At 64.9% G+C, this 18,092-nt stretch carries 15 protein-coding genes; 4 read left to right on the forward strand and 11 right to left on the reverse strand.

Annotated features, from left to right (window positions below):
* Positions 1–124 precede the first annotated feature (124 nt).
* From ABIB24_RS14945 to ABIB24_RS14995, 11 genes are all read right to left on the reverse strand, one after another.
* On the reverse strand, positions 125–1,705 hold the full coding sequence (locus ABIB24_RS14945; RefSeq protein ID WP_354316804.1) for an aldehyde dehydrogenase (NADP(+)): 1,581 nt from the start codon (positions 1,703–1,705) through the stop codon (positions 125–127).
* A 186-nt stretch (positions 1,706–1,891) separates the two neighbouring features.
* Positions 1,892–3,445 carry a galactarate dehydratase gene (gene garD, locus ABIB24_RS14950; protein ID WP_025338828.1) on the reverse strand — a complete coding sequence of 518 codons (1,554 nt, stop codon included), beginning with the start codon at positions 3,443–3,445 and terminating at the stop codon, positions 1,892–1,894.
* A gap of 77 nt (positions 3,446–3,522) precedes the next feature.
* On the reverse strand, positions 3,523–4,884 hold the full coding sequence (locus tag ABIB24_RS14955; protein ID WP_015270698.1) for an MFS transporter: 1,362 nt from the start codon (positions 4,882–4,884) through the stop codon (positions 3,523–3,525).
* Positions 4,885–4,988: 104 nt separating this feature from the next.
* Complete coding sequence (gene kdgD / locus ABIB24_RS14960) at positions 4,989–5,900, reverse strand: 5-dehydro-4-deoxyglucarate dehydratase (RefSeq protein WP_025338830.1); 912 nt, start codon at positions 5,898–5,900, stop codon at positions 4,989–4,991.
* Between the two features lie 448 nt (positions 5,901–6,348).
* Positions 6,349–7,158 (reverse strand): gamma-glutamyl-gamma-aminobutyrate hydrolase family protein, encoded by an 810-nt coding sequence (locus ABIB24_RS14965; RefSeq protein WP_085591542.1) that lies wholly within the window; start codon positions 7,156–7,158, stop codon positions 6,349–6,351.
* A 490-nt stretch (positions 7,159–7,648) separates the two neighbouring features.
* The gene (locus tag ABIB24_RS14970) at positions 7,649–8,431 is read right to left on the reverse strand and encodes an amino acid ABC transporter ATP-binding protein (protein WP_013972988.1); all 783 of its coding nucleotides are present in this window, start codon (positions 8,429–8,431) and stop codon (positions 7,649–7,651) included.
* 22 nt (positions 8,432–8,453) lie between these two features.
* Positions 8,454–9,698, reverse strand: coding sequence for an NAD(P)/FAD-dependent oxidoreductase (locus ABIB24_RS14975; RefSeq protein WP_025338832.1), 1,245 nt, complete (start codon positions 9,696–9,698; stop codon positions 8,454–8,456).
* Between the two features lie 16 nt (positions 9,699–9,714).
* Positions 9,715–10,425, reverse strand: coding sequence for an ABC transporter permease (locus tag ABIB24_RS14980; protein WP_025338833.1), 711 nt, complete (start codon positions 10,423–10,425; stop codon positions 9,715–9,717).
* Positions 10,422–11,141, reverse strand: a complete 720-nt coding sequence (locus ABIB24_RS14985; protein WP_004376260.1) for an ABC transporter permease — start codon at positions 11,139–11,141, stop codon at positions 10,422–10,424. The genes ABIB24_RS14980 and ABIB24_RS14985 overlap by 4 nt, the downstream gene beginning before the upstream one ends.
* Positions 11,142–11,312: 171 nt before the next feature.
* Entirely contained in the window at positions 11,313–12,065 is a 753-nt protein-coding gene (locus ABIB24_RS14990) for a transporter substrate-binding domain-containing protein (protein WP_025338834.1), read from the reverse strand.
* A gap of 25 nt (positions 12,066–12,090) precedes the next feature.
* Positions 12,091–12,960 (reverse strand): MurR/RpiR family transcriptional regulator, encoded by an 870-nt coding sequence (locus ABIB24_RS14995; protein WP_354316810.1) that lies wholly within the window; start codon positions 12,958–12,960, stop codon positions 12,091–12,093.
* 143 nt (positions 12,961–13,103) lie between these two features.
* On the opposite strand from ABIB24_RS14995, the gene ABIB24_RS15000 reads away from it, so the two are divergent.
* The 4 genes from ABIB24_RS15000 (at position 13,104) to tpx (ending at position 17,854) form a co-directional block, all read left to right on the forward strand.
* Positions 13,104–14,129, forward strand: a complete 1,026-nt coding sequence (locus ABIB24_RS15000) for an Ldh family oxidoreductase (protein WP_354316812.1) — start codon at positions 13,104–13,106, stop codon at positions 14,127–14,129.
* Between the two features lie 234 nt (positions 14,130–14,363).
* On the forward strand, positions 14,364–15,560 hold the full coding sequence (locus ABIB24_RS15005; RefSeq protein WP_354316814.1) for an amino acid aminotransferase: 1,197 nt from the start codon (positions 14,364–14,366) through the stop codon (positions 15,558–15,560).
* Between the two features lie 346 nt (positions 15,561–15,906).
* Positions 15,907–17,187 carry a serine/threonine transporter gene (locus ABIB24_RS15010; RefSeq protein WP_085591525.1) on the forward strand — a complete coding sequence of 427 codons (1,281 nt, stop codon included), beginning with the start codon at positions 15,907–15,909 and terminating at the stop codon, positions 17,185–17,187.
* Between the two features lie 166 nt (positions 17,188–17,353).
* Positions 17,354–17,854 carry a thiol peroxidase gene (tpx, locus tag ABIB24_RS15015; protein ID WP_025338839.1) on the forward strand — a complete coding sequence of 167 codons (501 nt, stop codon included), beginning with the start codon at positions 17,354–17,356 and terminating at the stop codon, positions 17,852–17,854.
* Positions 17,855–18,092: the final 238 nt, after the last annotated feature.

The raw sequence follows: 18,092 nt of genomic DNA on the forward strand, positions 1-18,092 counted from the left end.
AGGGGCCGCGCCGTACTTACAGGTTATGGATAATCTTGTGGGAGCGGGTTCACCCGCGAAGAGGCCGGCACAGCCAAAAAGAAAGCCCCGCCATGCGCGGGGCTTTCCTGTTTCAGTCAATCAGTCAGATCGCGCCCTCCCTCCACTGGCCATTCACCAACCGGCGCAGCCCAAGCGGGTTGCCGTCGCGCAGTGCCTCAGGCAACAGCGCCTGCGGGTAGTTCTGGTAGCACACCGGGCGCAGGAAGCGGTCGATGGCCAGGGTGCCGACCGACGTGCCGCGCGCATCCGACGTGGCCGGGTAAGGCCCGCCGTGCACCATCGCATCACACACCTCGACACCGGTCGGGTAGCCGTTGACCAGGATCCGCCCGACTTTCTCTTCCAGCAGCGGCACCAGCCAGGCGAAGGCCTGCAGGTCTTCCGGCTCGCCGATCAGGGTCGCGGTCAGCTGGCCGCGCAGGCCGAGCAGGGCGGCGCGCAACTGGTCGTTGTCCTGCACTTCCACGGCAACAGTGGTCGGGCCGAACACTTCTTCCTGCAGCAGCGGGTCAGACTCCACCAGCAGGCGGGCATCGGCCTTGAACAGCTGGGCGCGCGCCTGGCTGCCTGCCTGCGCCTGGCCGGCCAGGTGCTCGATACCGGCATGGGCGTGCAGGTGCTCCAGGCCACCGACGTAGCTGCGCAGGCCACCGGCGTTGAGCATGGTCTGGCCGGCCTGCTGGCTCAGGTGCTGACCAAGCTCGGCCAGCAGTTGGCTGTACTGCGGCGACTGCAGGCCGATCACCAGGCCCGGGTTGGTGCAGAACTGGCCTGCGCCCAGGCACACCGAACCGGCCAGTTCTCGGGCGATGGCTTCGCCACGCTTGGCCAGGGCGCCCGGCAGGATGATGACCGGGTTGATGCTGGACATCTCGGCGAACACCGGGATCGGCTGCGGGCGCTCGGCGGCCATGCGGCATAGGGCGTCACCGCCTTTCAGCGAGCCGGTGAAGCCGACGGCCTGGATGGCCGGGTGCTTGACCAGCCACTCGCCGACGCCGCCACCGAACACCATGTTGAACACGCCCTTGGGCATGCCGGTGCGCTCGGCGGCGCGCTGGATGGCGCAGCCGACCAGGTCGGCGGTGGCCATGTGGCCGCTGTGGGCCTTGAACACCACCGGGCAACCGGCGGCCAGGGCCGCAGCGGTATCGCCACCGGCGGTGGAGAAGGCCAGCGGGAAGTTGCTGGCGCCGAACACGGCGACCGGGCCGACGCCGATGCGCATCTGGCGCAGGTCCACGCGTGGCAGGGGCTGGCGCTCGGGCAGGGCCAGGTCGATGCGCGCACCGAGGAAGTCACCACGGCGCAGCACCTGGGCGAACAGGCGCATCTGGCCGCTGGTGCGGCCGCGCTCGCCCTGGATACGGGCGGGGGGCAGGGCGGTTTCACGGCAGACGATGGCGACGAAGGTGTCGTCCAGTTCGTCCAGCTCGGCGGCGATGGCGTCGAGGAATTCGGCGCGCCGTGCCGGGGCCAGCTGGCGGAATTCGGCGAAGGCGGCGGCGGCGGCCTTGGCGGCCTGGTCCACTTCGCTTTCGGTGGCCTGGGCGAAGCTGTAGGGCAGGGCCTCGCCGGTGCTGGCGTCCAGGCTCTGCAGGCGCTGCTGGCCAGCGGCGCTGCGCTGGCCGGCGATGAAGTTGTGGCCGAGGATTTCAGGCATGGGGTGCTCCTGTAGAGAGTAGTGAAGGAAGAGAACGTGCTTGAGGCGTTTGCTCGGACCCTGTGGGAGCGGGTTCACCCGCGAAGCAGGCAACTCGGTGTATGGCACCGGCTTTGCCGGTGTTCGCGGGTGAACCCGCTCCCACAGGGACCGCGTTGCAATGTTGAGTCGGGCAAGCCCTGGTCATCAGGTAATCGGTGCCGGGTTGAACAGGGTGATGTCGTTGTGCAGGCGATGCTGTTCGGCCCAGGTCTGCTTGCGGCCGCTGGCCACGTCCAGGTAGTAGTGGAACAGCTCCCAGCCCAGCTCCTCGATGGTCGAGCGGCCGCTGGCGATGCGCCCGGCGTCGATGTCGATCAGGTCGGGCCAGCGCTGGGCCAGCTCGCTGCGGGTGCATACCTTTACCACTGGCGCCATGGCCAGGCCGTACGGGGTGCCGCGGCCGGTGGTGAACACATGCAGGTTCATGCCGGCAGCCAGTTGCAGGGTGCCGCAGACAAAGTCGCTGGCCGGGGTGGCGCAGAAGATCAGGCCTTTGCGGTTGACCCGCTCGCCCGGGCCGAGCACGCCCTGAATGGCGCCGCTACCGGACTTGACGATCGACCCCAGGGACTTCTCGACGATATTCGACAAGCCGCCTTTCTTGTTGCCCGGCGTGGTGTTGGCGCTGCGGTCGGCGGCGCCTTGCTGCAGGTAGCGGTCGTACCAGTCCATTTCGCGCACCAGGGCGTCTGCGACCTCCTGGTTTTCCGCCCGTGAGGTGAGCATGTAGATGGCGTCGCGCACTTCGGTCACTTCCGAGAACAGCACGGTGGCGCCAGCGCGTACCAGCAGGTCGGCGGCGTAGCCCAGCGCCGGGTTGGCGGTGATGCCCGAGAAGGCATCGCTGCCCCCGCACTGCATACCCAGGATCAGTTCGCTGGCCGGCACGCTTTCGCGGCGGCGCTGGTCGAGTTTCTTCAGGCGGGTCTCGGCCAGTTCCATGATCTGTTCGATCATTTCCACAAAGCCCAGGCTGGCGTCCTGCAGGCGGTACAGCCACGGGTCGCTGAGGTCCACCGACGGGTCGTTGTCGTGCATCACCTGGCCGGCCTGCAGCTTTTCGCAGCCCAGGCTGATGACCAGGGCCTCGCCGCCCAGGTTGGGGTTGCGCGCCAGGTTGCGCACCGTGCGGATCGGGATGTAGGCATCGCGCGCGTTGATCGCCACGCCGCAACCATAGCTGTGGGTGATGGCCACCACGTCATCGACATTGGGGTACTTGGGCAGCAACTCGCTGCGAATGCGCTTTACCGCATGCTCCAGCACGCCGGCCACGCACTGCACGGTGGTGGTGATGCCGAGGATGTTGCGGGTGCCGACGGTGCCGTCGGCGTTGCGGTAGCCTTCGAAGGTGAAGCCTTCGAGCGGCGGCAGCGGCTGCGGGACGGCGTCGCAGCGTGGCAGGCTGTCCAGCTCCGGCGCGGCCGGCATGGCCAGCTGGCTCTCCTGCACCCAGCTGCCCTGGCGCAGGTCTTCCAGCGCGTAGCCTATGATCTGCCCGTAGCGGCGCACCGGTTCGCCCTTGGCGATGGCTACGGTGGCCACCTTGTGGCTCTGTGGCACGCCTTCGACCAGGGTCAGGCCGTCGGCGAAGCGGGCGCCTTCGCCCAGGCCGCCATCGTTGACCACCACCACGACATTGTCGTCGTCGTGCAGGCGGACGTAGCGGGGCGAGTCGGAATGTTCGATCAACTGCATGTTCGGGCCCTACTTGTCAGGTTCTCAGGCTTTTGTACATCCGCCCGCGGCGGGTTGGCCGACGCGGGCGTGTTCACTCAGTGGCGCGAGCCGGCCAGTTCGCTGCCGGCCGCTGGCTCGGCGTCAGGCTTTGGGCTTTCACGCAGCTCGATGCGCTTGATCGGGCCGACGATCACCAGGTAGCTGAACACCGCCACCAGGGCGTTGGCGCCGACATACACCAGGGCCCACTTGAACGAGCCGGTGGCACTGATGATGTAGCCGATCACGATCGGCGTGGTGATCGAGGCGATGTTGCCGAAGGTGTTGAACAGCCCGCCCGACAGCCCGGCGATCTGTTTCGGCGAGGTGTCGGCGACTACCGCCCAGCCCAGTGCGCCGATGCCTTTGCCGAAGAACGCCAGGGTCATGAAACCGACCACCATCCACTCGGCGTCGACGTAGTTGCAGAACACCATGGTGGTCGACAGCAGCAGGCCGCAGACGATCGGCAGCTTGCGCGAGAAGGTCAGCGAGTTGCCGCGGCGCAGCAGCCAGTCGGAGATCACCCCGCCCAGCACACCACCTATGAAGCCGCAGACCGCCGGCAGCGAGGCGATGAAGCCGGCCTTGAGGATGGTCATGCCGCGCTCCTGCACCAGGTACACCGGGAACCAGGTGAGGAAGAAGTAGGTGATGGCATTGATGCAGTACTGGCCCAGATACACGCCCAGCAGCATGCGGCTGGTCAGCAGTTGCTTGATGTAGCCCCATTTCGGGCCGTCGTTGCCGCGCTTCTGGTCCATGTCCACCAGGCCGCCGTTCTGCTCGATGTGCTCGAGTTCACCCGGGCTGATGCGTGGGTGTTGGCGCGGGTTGTAGATGGTCTTCAGCCACACCATGGAGAACACGATGCCCAGTGCGCCCATGACCACGAACACGTGCTCCCAGCCGAAGCTGAACACGATCCAGCCCATGATCGGTGCGAACAGTGCGGTGGCGAAGTACTGCGCCGAGTTGAAGATGGCCGAGGCGGTGCCGCGTTCCTGGGTCGGGAACCAGGCCGCGACGATGCGCGCATTGCCCGGGAACGACGGGGCTTCGGCAAAACCGACCAAAAAGCGCAGGGTGAACAGCGTCACCACCGCCCAGGCCACCGGCAGGCCACCGACAAAGCCCTGCAGCAGGGTGAACAGCGACCAGGTGAAGATGCTGAAGGCGTAGACGTTCTTGGAACCGAAGCGGTCGAGCAGCCAGCCACCAGGAATCTGGCCAGCCACGTATGCCCATCCGAAGGCGGAGAAGATGTAGCCGAGGGTCACGGCATCGATGCCGAGGTCTTTCTGCAGGCTGGAGCCCGCGATTGCAATGGTGGCGCGGTCAGCGTAGTTGATCGTGGTCACCAGGAACAGCATGAACAGGATCAGGTAGCGCACATGCGTCTTCTTCGTCGCTTGCATGCTGGTAGTACTCCCACTAGTTATTTTTGTGCGGGCTCACGAATTGTAACCGGAGTGGGGCTGGCCCACTCCGGGCGCGGCATCTGGCAGGCCGCGGGCGGCGCTTACTGCGGGCCCATCTTGTCCATCAGCGCGGCGAGTTTTTCGTACTCGTCGGCGGTGAGGTCGGTAAGCGGAGTACGCACCGGGCCGGCGTCGTAACCGGCGATCCTGGCGCCAGCCTTGACGATGCTCACGGCATAGCCGGCCTTGCGGTTGCGGATGTCCAGGTACGGCAGGAAGAAGTCGTCGATCAGCTTGGCCACGGTGGCGTGGTCGTCACGGGCGATGGCGTTGTAGAAGTCCATGGCGGTCTTCGGCACGAAGTTGAACACGGCGGAGGAGTACACCGGCACGCCCAGGGCCTTGTAGGCAGCAGCATACACCTCGGCGGTCGGCAGGCCACCCAGGTAGCTGAAGCGGTCGCCCAGGCGGCGACGGATCGACACCATCAGCTCGATGTCACCCAGGCCGTCCTTGTAGCCGATCAGGTTCGGGCAGCGTTCGGCCAGTTTTTCCAGCAGGTCGGCGTTCAGGCGGCAGACGTTGCGGTTGTAGACGACTACGCCGATGTTTACCGATTTGCACACTGCTTCGACGTGGGCGGCGACACCTTCCTGGCTGGCTTCGGTCAGGTAGTGCGGCAGCAGCAGCAGGCCCTTGGCACCCAGGCGCTCGGCTTCTTGCGCGTATTCGATGGCCTGGCGGGTGGAGCCGCCGACGCCGGCGAGGATAGGTACCGACTTGGCGCAGGTGTCGACGGCGGTCTTGATTACCTGGCTGTATTCGCTGGCAGCCAGGGAGAAGAACTCACCGGTGCCGCCGGCGGCGAACAGGGCGCTGGCGCCGTACGGGGCCAGCCATTCCAGGCGCTTGACGTAGCCAGCCGGGTTGAAGTCGCCCTGGGCGTTGAAGTCGGTGACCGGGAAAGACAGCAGGCCGTGGGAGAGGATGGATTTGAGTTCTTGTGGAGTCATTGTTGTTGGCATCCTGTGGCGCTTGGGTGAAGGGTGTTGTTTTGCGTTGGAGGTAAGTTATCGTACAACTTGTACGATGACTAGTCCCCTTGAGAGATTTTTTTGTGGAGGGGCGGAAGGAATGTTATTGCCTGTGCCGGCCTCTTCGCGGGTAAACCCGCTCCCACAGGGACCGCGTCGCGCTTGAAATTTGCGGAGATCCCTGTAGGAGCGGGTTTACCCGCGAAGAGGCCAGAACAGGCGACAACAACAGATGCACGAGACGCAGATGGCAGACCAATCGCGATCAGTCATCGTATCTCTGGAGGGGCAGGAAAAAACGATCGCGGAGACAGGCACAAGCCCGCCGCCCGTTTCCACGGGAAGTGTTCTGGGACCAGCAGAGGGTGACCGGGGAAAACGGGGGCGGCCTTGCGCCGCCCCGCGATCAAAGCAGAGGAAACTGGGGTCAGGCAGCTTGCTGGCGCTTGATCTGCGCCTTGCGTACCTGGGCCCGGCAAGCGTCGCCGAAAGCCTGGAAGATCTTGATCGAATCCGGGTTCTTCGCCGCTTGCCACTCCGGGTGCCACTGCACGGCGAACAGGAACGGCGAGATGCTCGGGGCATGGATCGCCTCGACCAGGCCGTCTTCGGCGTGGGCGATGGCCTCGATGCCGGCGCCGAGCTTGTGCAGGCCTTGGCCATGCAGCGAGTTGACGCGAATCTCGTCGGTACCCAGGGTGTCGCGCAGCCAGCTGTCCGGCTTGATCTTCACGCCGTGCACCTGGGCGTATTGCACCTCGACCGGGTCTTCCGGGTTTTCCCGGTGGTCGTTGAAGCCAGGCTCGGCGTACACCTTCTGGTAGATGTCGCCCCCCAGGGCCACGTTGATTTCCTGCATGCCACGGCAGATGCCGAAGATCGGCAGGCCACGCTTGATCGCGGCCTTGACCAGCGGGATGTCGAACAGGTCGCGGTTCTGGTCCTGGCCTTTGCCGGGGGTCTCGTTCTCCTGGCCGTACAGGGCCGGGTCGATGTTGCTGCCGGCGCCGGTCAGGTACACGCCGTCGGCCATGTCCAGATAGGTCTCGAGGTCTTCGATGCCGCAGCAGGTGGGCACCAGCACCGGGACGCAATCGGAAAACTCGACCAGCGGGGTGATGTATTTGTGGGTCATGACCTGGTAGTCATGGCCTTTGCGCTCTTGGCTGCCCATGGTCATCAGGACGACGGGTTTGCGCAGGGAGGGTTGCTTGTTGCCAATGTTGCTGTTGGACATATGTCACCTTGGGACAGGTTCGGCCTGTCGTTGTTGTGCAGGTGCACGGCGCGGGGCCATGGGTGCAACCTGTAGCCCCGAGCACTGCCGGCTCGTCGGAGGCGACGATTCCGGTCGGGGCTTGTAGATAGCTTGCCAGAGCCGTTCGATATGTCAAACGACGGAGCAGGGCTTGATGGCCGGGAATGCGCCGGTTTTTGGGGGCTGAAACCGATGCGGGCCTGTGGTGGCGTGGGTTTGGCGGGGGTTAAGGTCAATAATATTTAACGATGCAGTTGGGTCTTTGCAGCGGTGCAATGAAGGGCCGGCAGAGTCGCTCACTCCTTCGGCTCACGCGGAACCTGTAGGAGCGGCCTTGTGTCGCGAAAGGGCTGCAAAGCAGCCCCGGCAATTTGTGCACCTGCGCTGAAACCCTGGGGCTGCTGCGCAGCCCTTTCGCGACACAAGGCCGCTCCTACACAGATATCGCGCCAGCTTTCATCATTTTCAATCAGTGCAGTATCTGCGCCAGGAACCCCTTGGCCCGCTCGGTACGCGGCTGGTTGAAGAACACCTGCGGCGGGCTGTCTTCGATGATCTGCCCACCCTCGAGGAACAGCACCCGCTCGGCCACCTGGCGGGCAAAGCCCATTTCATGGGTGACGCAAAGCATGGTCATGCCAGTGCCAGCCAGCTGCACCAGCACATCCAGCACCTCGGCGACCATCTCCGGGTCCAGCGCCGAGGTGGGCTCGTCGAATAGCATGATCCGCGGCTTCATGCACAGCGCCCGGGCAATCGCCACGCGCTGCTGCTGGCCGCCGGACAGCTGGCTGGGGTACTTGTGCGCCTGGCTTTCGATGCCGACCTTGCTCAGGTACATGCGCGCCCGCTCCTCGGCGTCCTTGCGCGACAACCCGCGCACGCTGGTGGGGGCCAGCAGGCAGTTGTCGAGCACGCTCATGTGCGGGAACAGGTTGAAGTGCTGGAACACCATGCCGATGTCGCTGCGCACCTGCGCCGCTTCGCGGGTGGTGGCCGCCAGGTCGATGCCATCCACCTTGATGCTGCCCTGCTGGGCCACTTCCAGGCGGTTGATGCAGCGGATCAGGGTCGATTTGCCCGAGCCGGACGGCCCGCACAGCACGATGCGTTCGCCTTCGCGCACCTGCAGGTCGATGTCGCGCAGCACGTGGAACGCGCCGTAGTGCTTGTTCAGGCCTTCGATGCGGATCAGCACCGGGCGTGGGTCGGGTTCGGGTGCAAGGGTGGCAAGGCTCAGTGGTGCGGTCATCTTGTTGTTCTCCCGCAGGGGTTCAGTCGAAACGAGTCGCGCTGTAGGGCGCGGGGTCGGTGAAGGGGCGTTCGCCGGTGACCAGTTCGGCCACCAGCCGGCCGCTGACCGGGCCCAGGGTGAGGCCGTGGTGGGCGTGGCCGAAGTTGAACCACAGCCCCGGGTGGCGCGGCGCCGGGCCGATCACCGGGCGCATGTCGGGCAGGCAGGGGCGGCGGCCCAGCCAGGGGGTGTCGTCCAGGCGCTCGCCAAGGGCCGGGAACAGCTTGCGCGCCAGGGCTTCGCAGCGGCCCAGCTGGATCTGATTGCCCGGCGCGCTGCTGGCGTCGAACTCGATACCGGTGGTCAGGCGCACGCCGCGGGCCATTGGCGCCAGCACGTAGCCGCCCTGGGTGTCGCAGATGGAATGCTCCAGTTGCGCGCCGTCACGGGTGCTGTAGTGCATGTGGTAGCCACGCTTGATCGCCAGCGGGATCTGGTAGCCCAGGCCGCTGAACAGGTCGGCCGACTGCGGGCCGAGGCAGGCCACCACCTCGTTGGCGGTGATCGGGCCGCGGCGGCTGTCGACCCGCCATTGGCCGTCGACCTGGCGCAGGCTGCGCGCATCTCCATGCAGGAACTGCCCGCCGCGCTGCGTGAACAGGGTGGCGTAGCCGCGGGTGAGGGCGCCGGGGTTGTTCACGGTCTTGGGGTCGAGCCAGTGGATGCCGCCAACCACGCTGGCGTCCAGCTGGTGCTCGCGGGCCTGCAACTGCCCGCATTCGAGGATTTCGAACTGCAGGCCATAGCGGCTCAGGCCCTTGGCGTCGGCCTTGGCCTGCTCGAACAGCGCCGGGTCACGGAACACTTCGATCCAGCCTTTGGCCTGCACCAGCCCTTCCAGGCCGGCGGCAGCGATCAGTGCGTCGTGCTCCTCGACGCAGCGCTGCACCAGCGGCAGCATGTCGGCGGCGGCCCCGGCCAGGCGACCGGGGGCCGACTGGCGCCAGTAGCGCCACAGCCAGGGGGCGGCCTTGGGCAGGTGCAGCAGGCTGTAGCGCACATCGGGCTGGCGGTTCAGGCCGTAGCGCAGCAGCGCGCCCAGTTGCCGCGGGAAGGCATAGGGGATCACGCTGGAGCGCTCGATCAGCCCGGCATTGCCGTGGCTGGTGCCGCTGCCCGGTTCGTCGCGGTCGATCAGGATCACCTGGCGCCCGCGGGCCTGCAGGTGCAGGGCGGTGCTGACGCCGACGATGCCGGCGCCGAGGACAAGGGTCTGGCAATGCATGGAACGTATCCTTCGGTCAGTTCAGGTGGCGGCCCAGGCGGGCTTCCAGGTGTTTCAGCAGGCGCCGCACCAGTTCGACGATCAGCAGGTAGAGCACGGCGGCCCACAGGTAGATCTGGAAATCGAAACTGCGCGAGAAGGCCAGTTTGGTCACGCCCATCAGGTCGTAGATGGTCACCAGCGAGGCGATCGCGCTGGCCTTGATCATCAGGATCAGTTCGTTGCCCAGCGGGCCGATGGCCACCAGCAGCGACTGCGGCAGGATCACCTTGAAGAAGGTGGTCGAGCGCTTCAGGTTCAGCGCCCGCGCCGCCTCATGCTGGCCGGGGGCGACGGCCATCAGGCTGCCGCGGAAGATCTCGGCCTGGTAGGCGGCGGTGTTCAGGGTGAACGCCAGCAGGGTGCAGAACCACGCCTCGCGGAAGAACCACCACAGGCCGACGTCCTGCCAGAAGCCTTTGAGCGAACCCAGGCCGTAGTACAGAAGGAACAGCTGGGCCAGCAGCGGCGAGCCGCGGAAGAAGTACACGTAGCCGGCGGCCATGCGCTGCAGCAGCAGGCTGCGCGACATGCGCGCCAGGGCCAGCAACAGGCCGAGCACGGCACCCAGGCTGAAGGAAATCGCCACCAGCTTGGCCGTTACCAGCAGGCCATCGAGGAAGCGCGGGCCGTAGCGGTCCAGCAGGTCGGGGTCGAGGACCAGCGCCAGCAGTTGTTCGAAGCTCATGCGCGTGCTCCTTGCAGGTGGCGGTTGCTGCGCCGTTCGATGAAGGCGAACACGCGCCCGGAAATGGCGGCGAACAGCAGGTAGCCCAGGCAGGCCACGCCATAGAAGAACATCGGCTCTTTGGTCACGCTGACAGCCAGGTTGGTCTGGCGCATCAGGTCGACCAGCGAGATGGTGGAGACCAGCGAGGTGTCCTTGAGCAGCGACAGCCAGTTGTTGGACAGGCCGGGCAGGGCGATGCGGGTCAATTGCGGCAGCAGCACCTTGAAGAAGCCGGTGCGCTTGCTCAGGCCCAGTGCCGAGCAGGCTTCCAGCTGGCCCTTGGGCAGGGTCTTGAAGGCTGCCAGCCAGATCTCGCTGGAGAACGCGGCGAATACCAGGCTGAAGGCGATCATTGCGGCGAGGAAGGTATTGATCAGGAACTCACCTTGGTAGCCCATGGCTGCGAGGATCTTCTGTGCGGCGATCTGGCAGCCGTAATAGATGATCAGCAGCGTCAGCAGTTCGGGCAGGCCACGGAACACGGTGGAGAAGGTGGTGGCCCAGGCGCGCGGCAAGCGCTTGCGCGAGCGTGCTGCAAGGGCGACCACCAGGCCCAGCGGCAGGCCGATGGGCAGGCAGGCCAGGGCCAGGGAAACGGTGACCAGCGCGCCGGCCAGCAGCGCCTGGCCCCAGCCTCCACTGGCGAAGGACAGCAAGGATAATTGATCGAGCATGACGAACCCCTAGGATGGGCAACGCGGACTTTTTGTAGGAGCGGCCTTGTGTCGCGAAAGGGCTGCGGAGCAGCCCCAGGATCTATGCCGCAGCAGGGATTGCCGGGGCCGCCTTGCGGCCCTGTCGCGACACAAGGCCGCTCCTACAGAAATTGCGCAGTTTCCTGAAGATCAGTTGTAGATATCGAAAGCGAAGTACTTGCTGGCGATCTTCTGGTAGGTGCCGTTGGCGACGATCTGCTGCAGCGCGGTGTTCAGGCGCTGGCGCAGGGCTTCGTCGTCCTTACGCACGGCAATGGCGGCATCGGCCTTGGTGTTGGCCACGTCGCCGAGGATCTTGCAGCAGTCCCCGCCGTTCTTGGTCATCCACTCGTTCAGTGGGAATTTGTCGGCAATCACCCCGTCCAGGCGGCCCGCGGCCAGGTCGGCGTTGGCTTCGTCCATGGTCGGGTACAGTTTCACGTCGGCACCGGCCTTGGCGTAGACGTCTTCGGCGTAGATGGCCTGGGTGGACGACGACTGGGCGCCAACGGTGTAGCCGTCGAAGTTGGTCTGGGCGTCGCTGATCTTGCTGTCCTTGGCCACGGCGACGGTCAGCGGGGTGCGGTAGTAGTGGTCGGTGAAGGCGATTTTCTTGCGCCGTTCTTCGGTATTGATCATCGACGCGACCACCGCGTCGTACTTGCGTGCCATCAGCGCCGGGATGATGCCTTCCCAGTCCTGGGCCACCAGCGTGCACTCGACTTTCATCTGCTCGCACAGGGCATGGGTGATGTCGACGTCGAAGCCGTGCAACTGGTTATTGGCGTCGACATAGTTGAAGGGCGGGTAGGCGCCCTCGGTGGCGAAGCGCAGGGTTTCGGCACTGGCGGCACCCGACAGCAGCAGGGCGCACGCACCCACCAAGGCCATGGTCTTGTTCATCTCGCACCTCATTGCACTCTTGCTATTATTGTTTTCCCGTCGACCACGAGGTGTAGCCGACGAATTCGTTATGTAGAGCGGCAGTTGCTTCCAAGCGTTTTTCAACATCCGGCCCGAGCTTCTTGCAGACCTCGTTGACCATCAGGTGCACCCACGACAGCATGGTCGAGGTGGACTCCCAGAACAGGTTGAACTCGGTGGGGATGCGGAACACCTCGTCGGCGTTGGCATCGGCCCAGTCACAGAAGGGGTCGGTCACCAGGGTGACCGCAATGCCAGCCTCGCGTGCCTTCTGGCACAACAGCAGGGCATGGCGGGAATAACGGCGGGCTTCGAACACCACCAGGGCGCTGTCTTCGGCGCGGCCCAGCAATACTTCGCCAAAGTGCCCGGCACTCATATCCACCAGCTGCACGCCATCGCGCAGGTACTGCAGCAGGTGGCTCATGCACATGGCGATGCCGCGCTCGGTCTGGAAGCCGGCGATGAACACCCGCTGCTTGCTTGCCAGGCGCTGGGCGACGCTGTGCCAGGCGCTGCTCTGGCGATACTCGTGCACGCGCACCAGGGCAGCGATTTCCAGCTCCAGGCTGCCGGCGTTGTCGCTGGCGTCCTGGTTCTGGCGGTAATCTTGCAGGCGGTCGCCCACCAGCCACGGGCCATCGCCCAGGTCGTTCTGCAGGTCTTGCTTCAACGCCTTGAGATGGGCATAACCCAATGAGCGGCAGAAACGGCCGACGCTGGATTCGCTGACGCCCAGCTTGACGGCAATGCTGGCCGAGGTCTGAAACGGCAGTTCATGCAGGTTGGCGAGCATGTAGCTGGCGATCTTGCGGCCCGAAGCAGCGGCCCCTTCGAGGCTGTTTTCCAGGCGTTGCTTGATCAGTTGGCTCATGCTGCGGCTCCAGGGGTAAGGCTTGCGAAAGAAAATGGCTGTTTTCTGTCATCAAGTCAACATTTGACAGATAGCTGTCACATGCAGGAAAGTTTTTGTCGTTGCAACGCTGTAGCCATTCCAATTCCAACAAGGAGCTTCAGATGTCCGCACCTTCCACCAGCACCGTCGTGCGTGTGCCTTTTACCGAGCTGCAGGGCCTGTTGCAGAGCATCTTCCAGCGCCATGGCTGCAGCGAAAGCGTGGCCCGGGTGCTGGCCCACAACTGCGCCAGCGCCCAGCGCGATGGTGCCCATAGCCATGGGGTGTTCCGCATGCCTGGCTATGTTTCGACATTGGCCAGCGGCTGGGTCGATGGCCAGGCCACGCCGAAGGTCAGCGACGTGGCGCCCGGTTATGTGCGCGTCGATGCCGCAGGCGGCTTCGCCCAGCCGGCGCTGGCGGCGGCCCGTGAACTTCTGGTGGCGAAGGCACGCAACGCTGGTATCGCCGTGCTGGCGATCCACAACTCGCACCACTTCGCCGCGCTGTGGCCCGATGTGGAGCCATTCGCCGACGAAGGCCTGGTAGCCCTGAGCGTGGTCAACAGCATGACCTGCGTGGTGCCGCACGGCGCCCGCAAGCCGCTGTTCGGCACCAACCCCATCGCCTTTGCCGCACCTTGCGCCGAACATGACCCGATCGTCTTCGACATGGCCACCAGTGCCATGGCCCATGGCGACGTGCAGATTGCCGCGCGCGCTGGCCAGCAATTGCCGGAGGGCATGGGGGTGGATGCCAATGGTGAGCCGACCACCGACCCCAAGGCGATTCTGGAAGGCGGCGCCTTGCTGCCATTTGGCGGGCACAAGGGCTCGGCCTTGTCGATGATGGTCGAGTTGCTGGCGGCGGCGCTGACCGGCGGGCATTTCTCCTGGGAGTTCGACTGGTCGGGGCACCCGGGGGCGAAGACGCCGTGGACCGGGCAGCTGATCATCGTCATCGACCCGAACAAGGCCGAGGGCGAGCGGTTTGCCCAGCGCAGCCGCGAACTGGTCGAGCAGATGCAGGCGGTAGGGCTGACGCGCATGCCGGGCGAGCGGCGTTACCGCGAGCGCGAGGTGGCCGAGGAGGAGGGGGTGGCGGTGACCGAGCAGGAGTTGCAAGGCCTGAAAGAGTTGCTTGGCTGACCTGGCCCTATCGCCGGCAAGCCAGCTCCCACAGGTACACCACAAACCTCAAGGCCTGTGGTGTACCTGTGGGAGCTGGCTTGCCGGCGATGAGGCCCTCACTGCCTGCACCAATCCTCAGCCATGCAATGTTGCATAGACAACCTTGCACAATAGTTGATGTTCCTGAGCCCGCACTCCGGGTATGCTCAGGGCTGCCTTTTCGAACTGTCCTGATCCAAGGAGCTGCACGCTGTGTTCAAACATGTCGATGCCTATGCCGGCGACCCGATCCTCTCGTTGATGGAAACCTTCAAGGCCGACCCGCGCGCCGACAAGGTCAACCTGAGTATCGGCCTGTACTACGATGAGGCCGGCGTGGTGCCGCAACTGGCGGCTGTGGATGCGGTGGAAAAACGCATCGCCGGCCAGGACCACGAAGCCTCGCTGTACCTGCCGATGGAAGGCCTGGCCAGCTACCGCCAGGCGATCCAGGCACTGCTGTTCGGTGCCGATCACCCGGCCGTGACCGGCGGGCGCGTGGCCACCGTGCAGACCGTGGGTGGTTCCGGCGCCCTCAAGGTCGGTGCCGACTTCCTCAAGCGCTACTTCCCGCAGTCCGAAGTCTGGGTCAGCAACCCGACCTGGGACAACCACCGCGCCATCTTCGAAGGCGCCGGCTTCAAGGTGCATACCTACCCGTACTTCGACCAGGCCACCCGTGGCGTGGACTTCAACGGCATGCTGGCCACCCTGCAGACTCTGCCGGCCAACAGCGTGGTGCTGCTGCACCCGTGCTGCCACAACCCCACCGGCGCCGACCTGGAACAGCACCAGTGGCAGCAGGTGGTTGAAGTGGTCAAGGCACGCCAGCTGATCCCGTTCCTCGACATCGCCTACCAGGGCTTCGCCGAAGGCCTGGTGGAAGACGCCTACGCCATCCGCGAAATGGCCCGCGCCGGCGTGCCGTGCCTGGTCAGCAACTCGTTCTCGAAGATCTTCTCGCTGTACGGCGAGCGTGTCGGCGGCCTGTCGGTGGTCTGCGACGATGACGCCACTGCCCAGAGCGTGCTCGGCCAGCTCAAGGCTACCGTGCGCCGCAACTACTCCAGCCCGCCCAACTTCGGCGCCCAGCTGGTTGCTGGCGTGCTCAGCGATGCCGCCCTCAATGCCCAGTGGGCCGAGGAAGTCGAAGTGATGCGCAAACGTATCCTCGACATGCGCCAGGCGCTGGTCGATGCCCTGGCCGTGCTGCTGCCAGGCCAGGACTTCCAGTTCTTCCTGCGCCAGCGCGGCATGTTCAGCTACACCGGCTTCAGCGTCGAGCAGGTGCGCCGCCTGCGTGACGAGTTCGGCGTGTACCTGATCGACAGCGGCCGCGTATGCATGTCCGGCCTGCGCCCGGCCAACCTGCAACGGGTTGCCGAAGCCTTCGCCGCCGTCCAGAAGTAACACCGCACAAGGCCGCTTCTGTGGGGTGCGGCCTTTGTAGGAGCGGCCTTGTGTCGCGAAAGGGGTGCGCAGCGCCCCCGGCGTTTGCAGCTTCGCCGCGAATATTGCCGGGGCCGCTTTGCGGCCCTTTCGCGACACAAGGCCGCTCCTACACCTCCCAAATCCTTCCTGCAGTCCACCGGCACAACCCGCTTGTAAAGACAAGTGCAACCGCTCCTCGGAAAAGGGCTTCGCAAGTGCAACCTTTCCGTGCACAATCGCGCTCCCTTTTTCGGTTGAGTTGGGCGAAACGTCTATTTCGCCATTCTCAGCCTGTTGCAGTCTTGCGAGTGGAGCTTCACCCGGAATGAATGAGCAGGCCCCAAGCGTTGAACAACGCTTTGCAGAATCGACCCCCGCCACCCTCGGCAGCTGGTCGCGTCACGACACCACCTGGATGCTGGGCCTGTTCGGCACAGCGATCGGCGCCGGAACCCTGTTCCTGCCGATCAACGCCGGCCTTGGCGGCTTCTGGCCGTTGCTGATCCTGGCCATACTGGCCTTCCCGATGACCTATTTCGCTCACCGCGGGCTGACCCGCTTCGTCCTTTCCGGGCGCAATGACGGCGATATCACCGAAGTGGTCAAGGAACACTTCGGCATTACCGCCGGCGCCTCGATCACCGTGCTGTACTTCTTCGCGATCTTCCCGATCCTGCTTATCTATAGCGTGGCGCTGACCAACACCGTGTCCAGCTTCATGGAGCACCAGCTGCACATGCAGCCGCCGCCACGGGCCATCCTGTCGTTCGTGCTGATCCTCGGCCTGCTGGCCATCGTGCGCTGCGGGGAGCAGGCCACGGTCAAGGTCATGAGCCTGCTGGTCTACCCGTTCATCGTCGCCCTGGCATTGCTGGGCCTGTACCTGGTGCCGCACTGGACCGGTGGCATTCTCGACAGCGCCACCCAGGTGCCACCGGCCTCGGCCTTCCTGCACACCTTGTGGCTGGCGATTCCGGTGATGGTGTTCTCGTTCAACCACTCGCCGATCATCTCCGCCTTTGCCGTCGACCAGAAGCGCCGCTACGGCGAGCATGCCGATGAGCGTAGCGGCCAGATCCTGCGCCGTGCCCACCTGCTGATGGTGGTGATGGTGCTGTTCTTCGTGTTCAGCTGCGTGCTCACCCTGAGCAGCGCCCAGCTGGCCGAGGCCAAGGCGCAGAACCTGTCGATCCTGTCGTACCTGGCCAACCACTTCAGCAACCCGACCATCGCGTTCGCTGCGCCGCTGATCGCCTTCGTGGCCATCGCCAAGTCGTTCCTCGGCCACTACATCGGCGCCAGCGAAGGCCTGAAAGGCATCATCACAAAGGCTGGCGCTCGCCCGAGCGCCAAGGTCCTGGACCGCGTGGTTGCCGCGCTGATGCTGGTGGTGTGCTGGATCGTCGCCACCCTCAACCCGAGCATCCTCGGCATGATCGAGTCGCTCGGTGGCCCGATCCTCGCGGTGCTGCTGTTCCTGATGCCGATGTACGCCATTCGCCGCGTGCCATCCATGCGCAAGTACAGCGGTGCTGCCTCCAACGTGTTCGTGGTGGTAGTCGGCCTGGTTGCGCTGACCTCGGTGGTATACGGCCTGCTGGGCTGATACGCCATCTGCAACAGTAATGCCCGGGTCGCTTGTTGCCACCCGGGCATTTTTTTGTCCACAAGAATTGTCCGGCAACAGAACAATTTCACCTGCCCCCATAGGCACCCGGCCGCCTTCATGCTTAACTCAGTGTCCTTTTCAAACCCCGCATAAGGATTTCGTCATGGCTCAAGTGACTCTCAAAGGCAACCCGGTTCAGGTCAACGGCGAACTGCCGAAAACCGGCGCCCAGGCTCCGGCTTTCTCCCTGGTAGGTGAAGGCCTGGCTGACAAGTCGCTGAAAGACTACGCCGGCAAGCGCAAGGTGCTGAACATCTTCCCGAGCGTCGACACCCCGACCTGCGCTACCTCCGTGCGCAAGTTCAACGCCCAGGCCAACGATGTGGCCAACACTGTGGTGCTGTGCATCTCCGCCGACCTGCCGTTCGCCCAGGCACGCTTCTGCGGCGCCGAAGGCCTGGACAACGTGAAGAACCTGTCGACCCTGCGTGGCCGCGAGTTCCTCGAAAACTACGGCGTGGCCATCGCCGATGGCCCGCTGGCCGGCCTGGCTGCCCGTGCCGTGGTGGTACTGGACGAAAACGACAAGGTGCTGCACAGCGAGCTGGTTGGCGAAATCGCTGATGAGCCGAACTACGACGCAGCGCTGGCTGTGCTGAAGTAAGGGTTGTGGGGTAGGTCGGCTGAGTCCTGTACCGGCCTCTTCGCGGGTAAACCCGCTCCCACAGGTACGGCACAGGTTTCAAAAGCTGTGATATCCCTGTGGGAGCGGGTTTACCCGCGAAGGGGCCGGCACAGGCAACCGAAACCTTTCAGCCCGCCACCGCTCCAAGCAACACCCTGTAAACGGCCCGGAACGCGTTCCGGGCCGTTTTCATTTAAAGTTCAACCCCTTGGCAACG

The sequence above is a fragment of the Pseudomonas sp. UYEF17 genome, assembly GCF_040546125.1.
In the GTDB taxonomy this organism is placed as follows: domain Bacteria; phylum Pseudomonadota; class Gammaproteobacteria; order Pseudomonadales; family Pseudomonadaceae; genus Aquipseudomonas; species Aquipseudomonas putida_Z.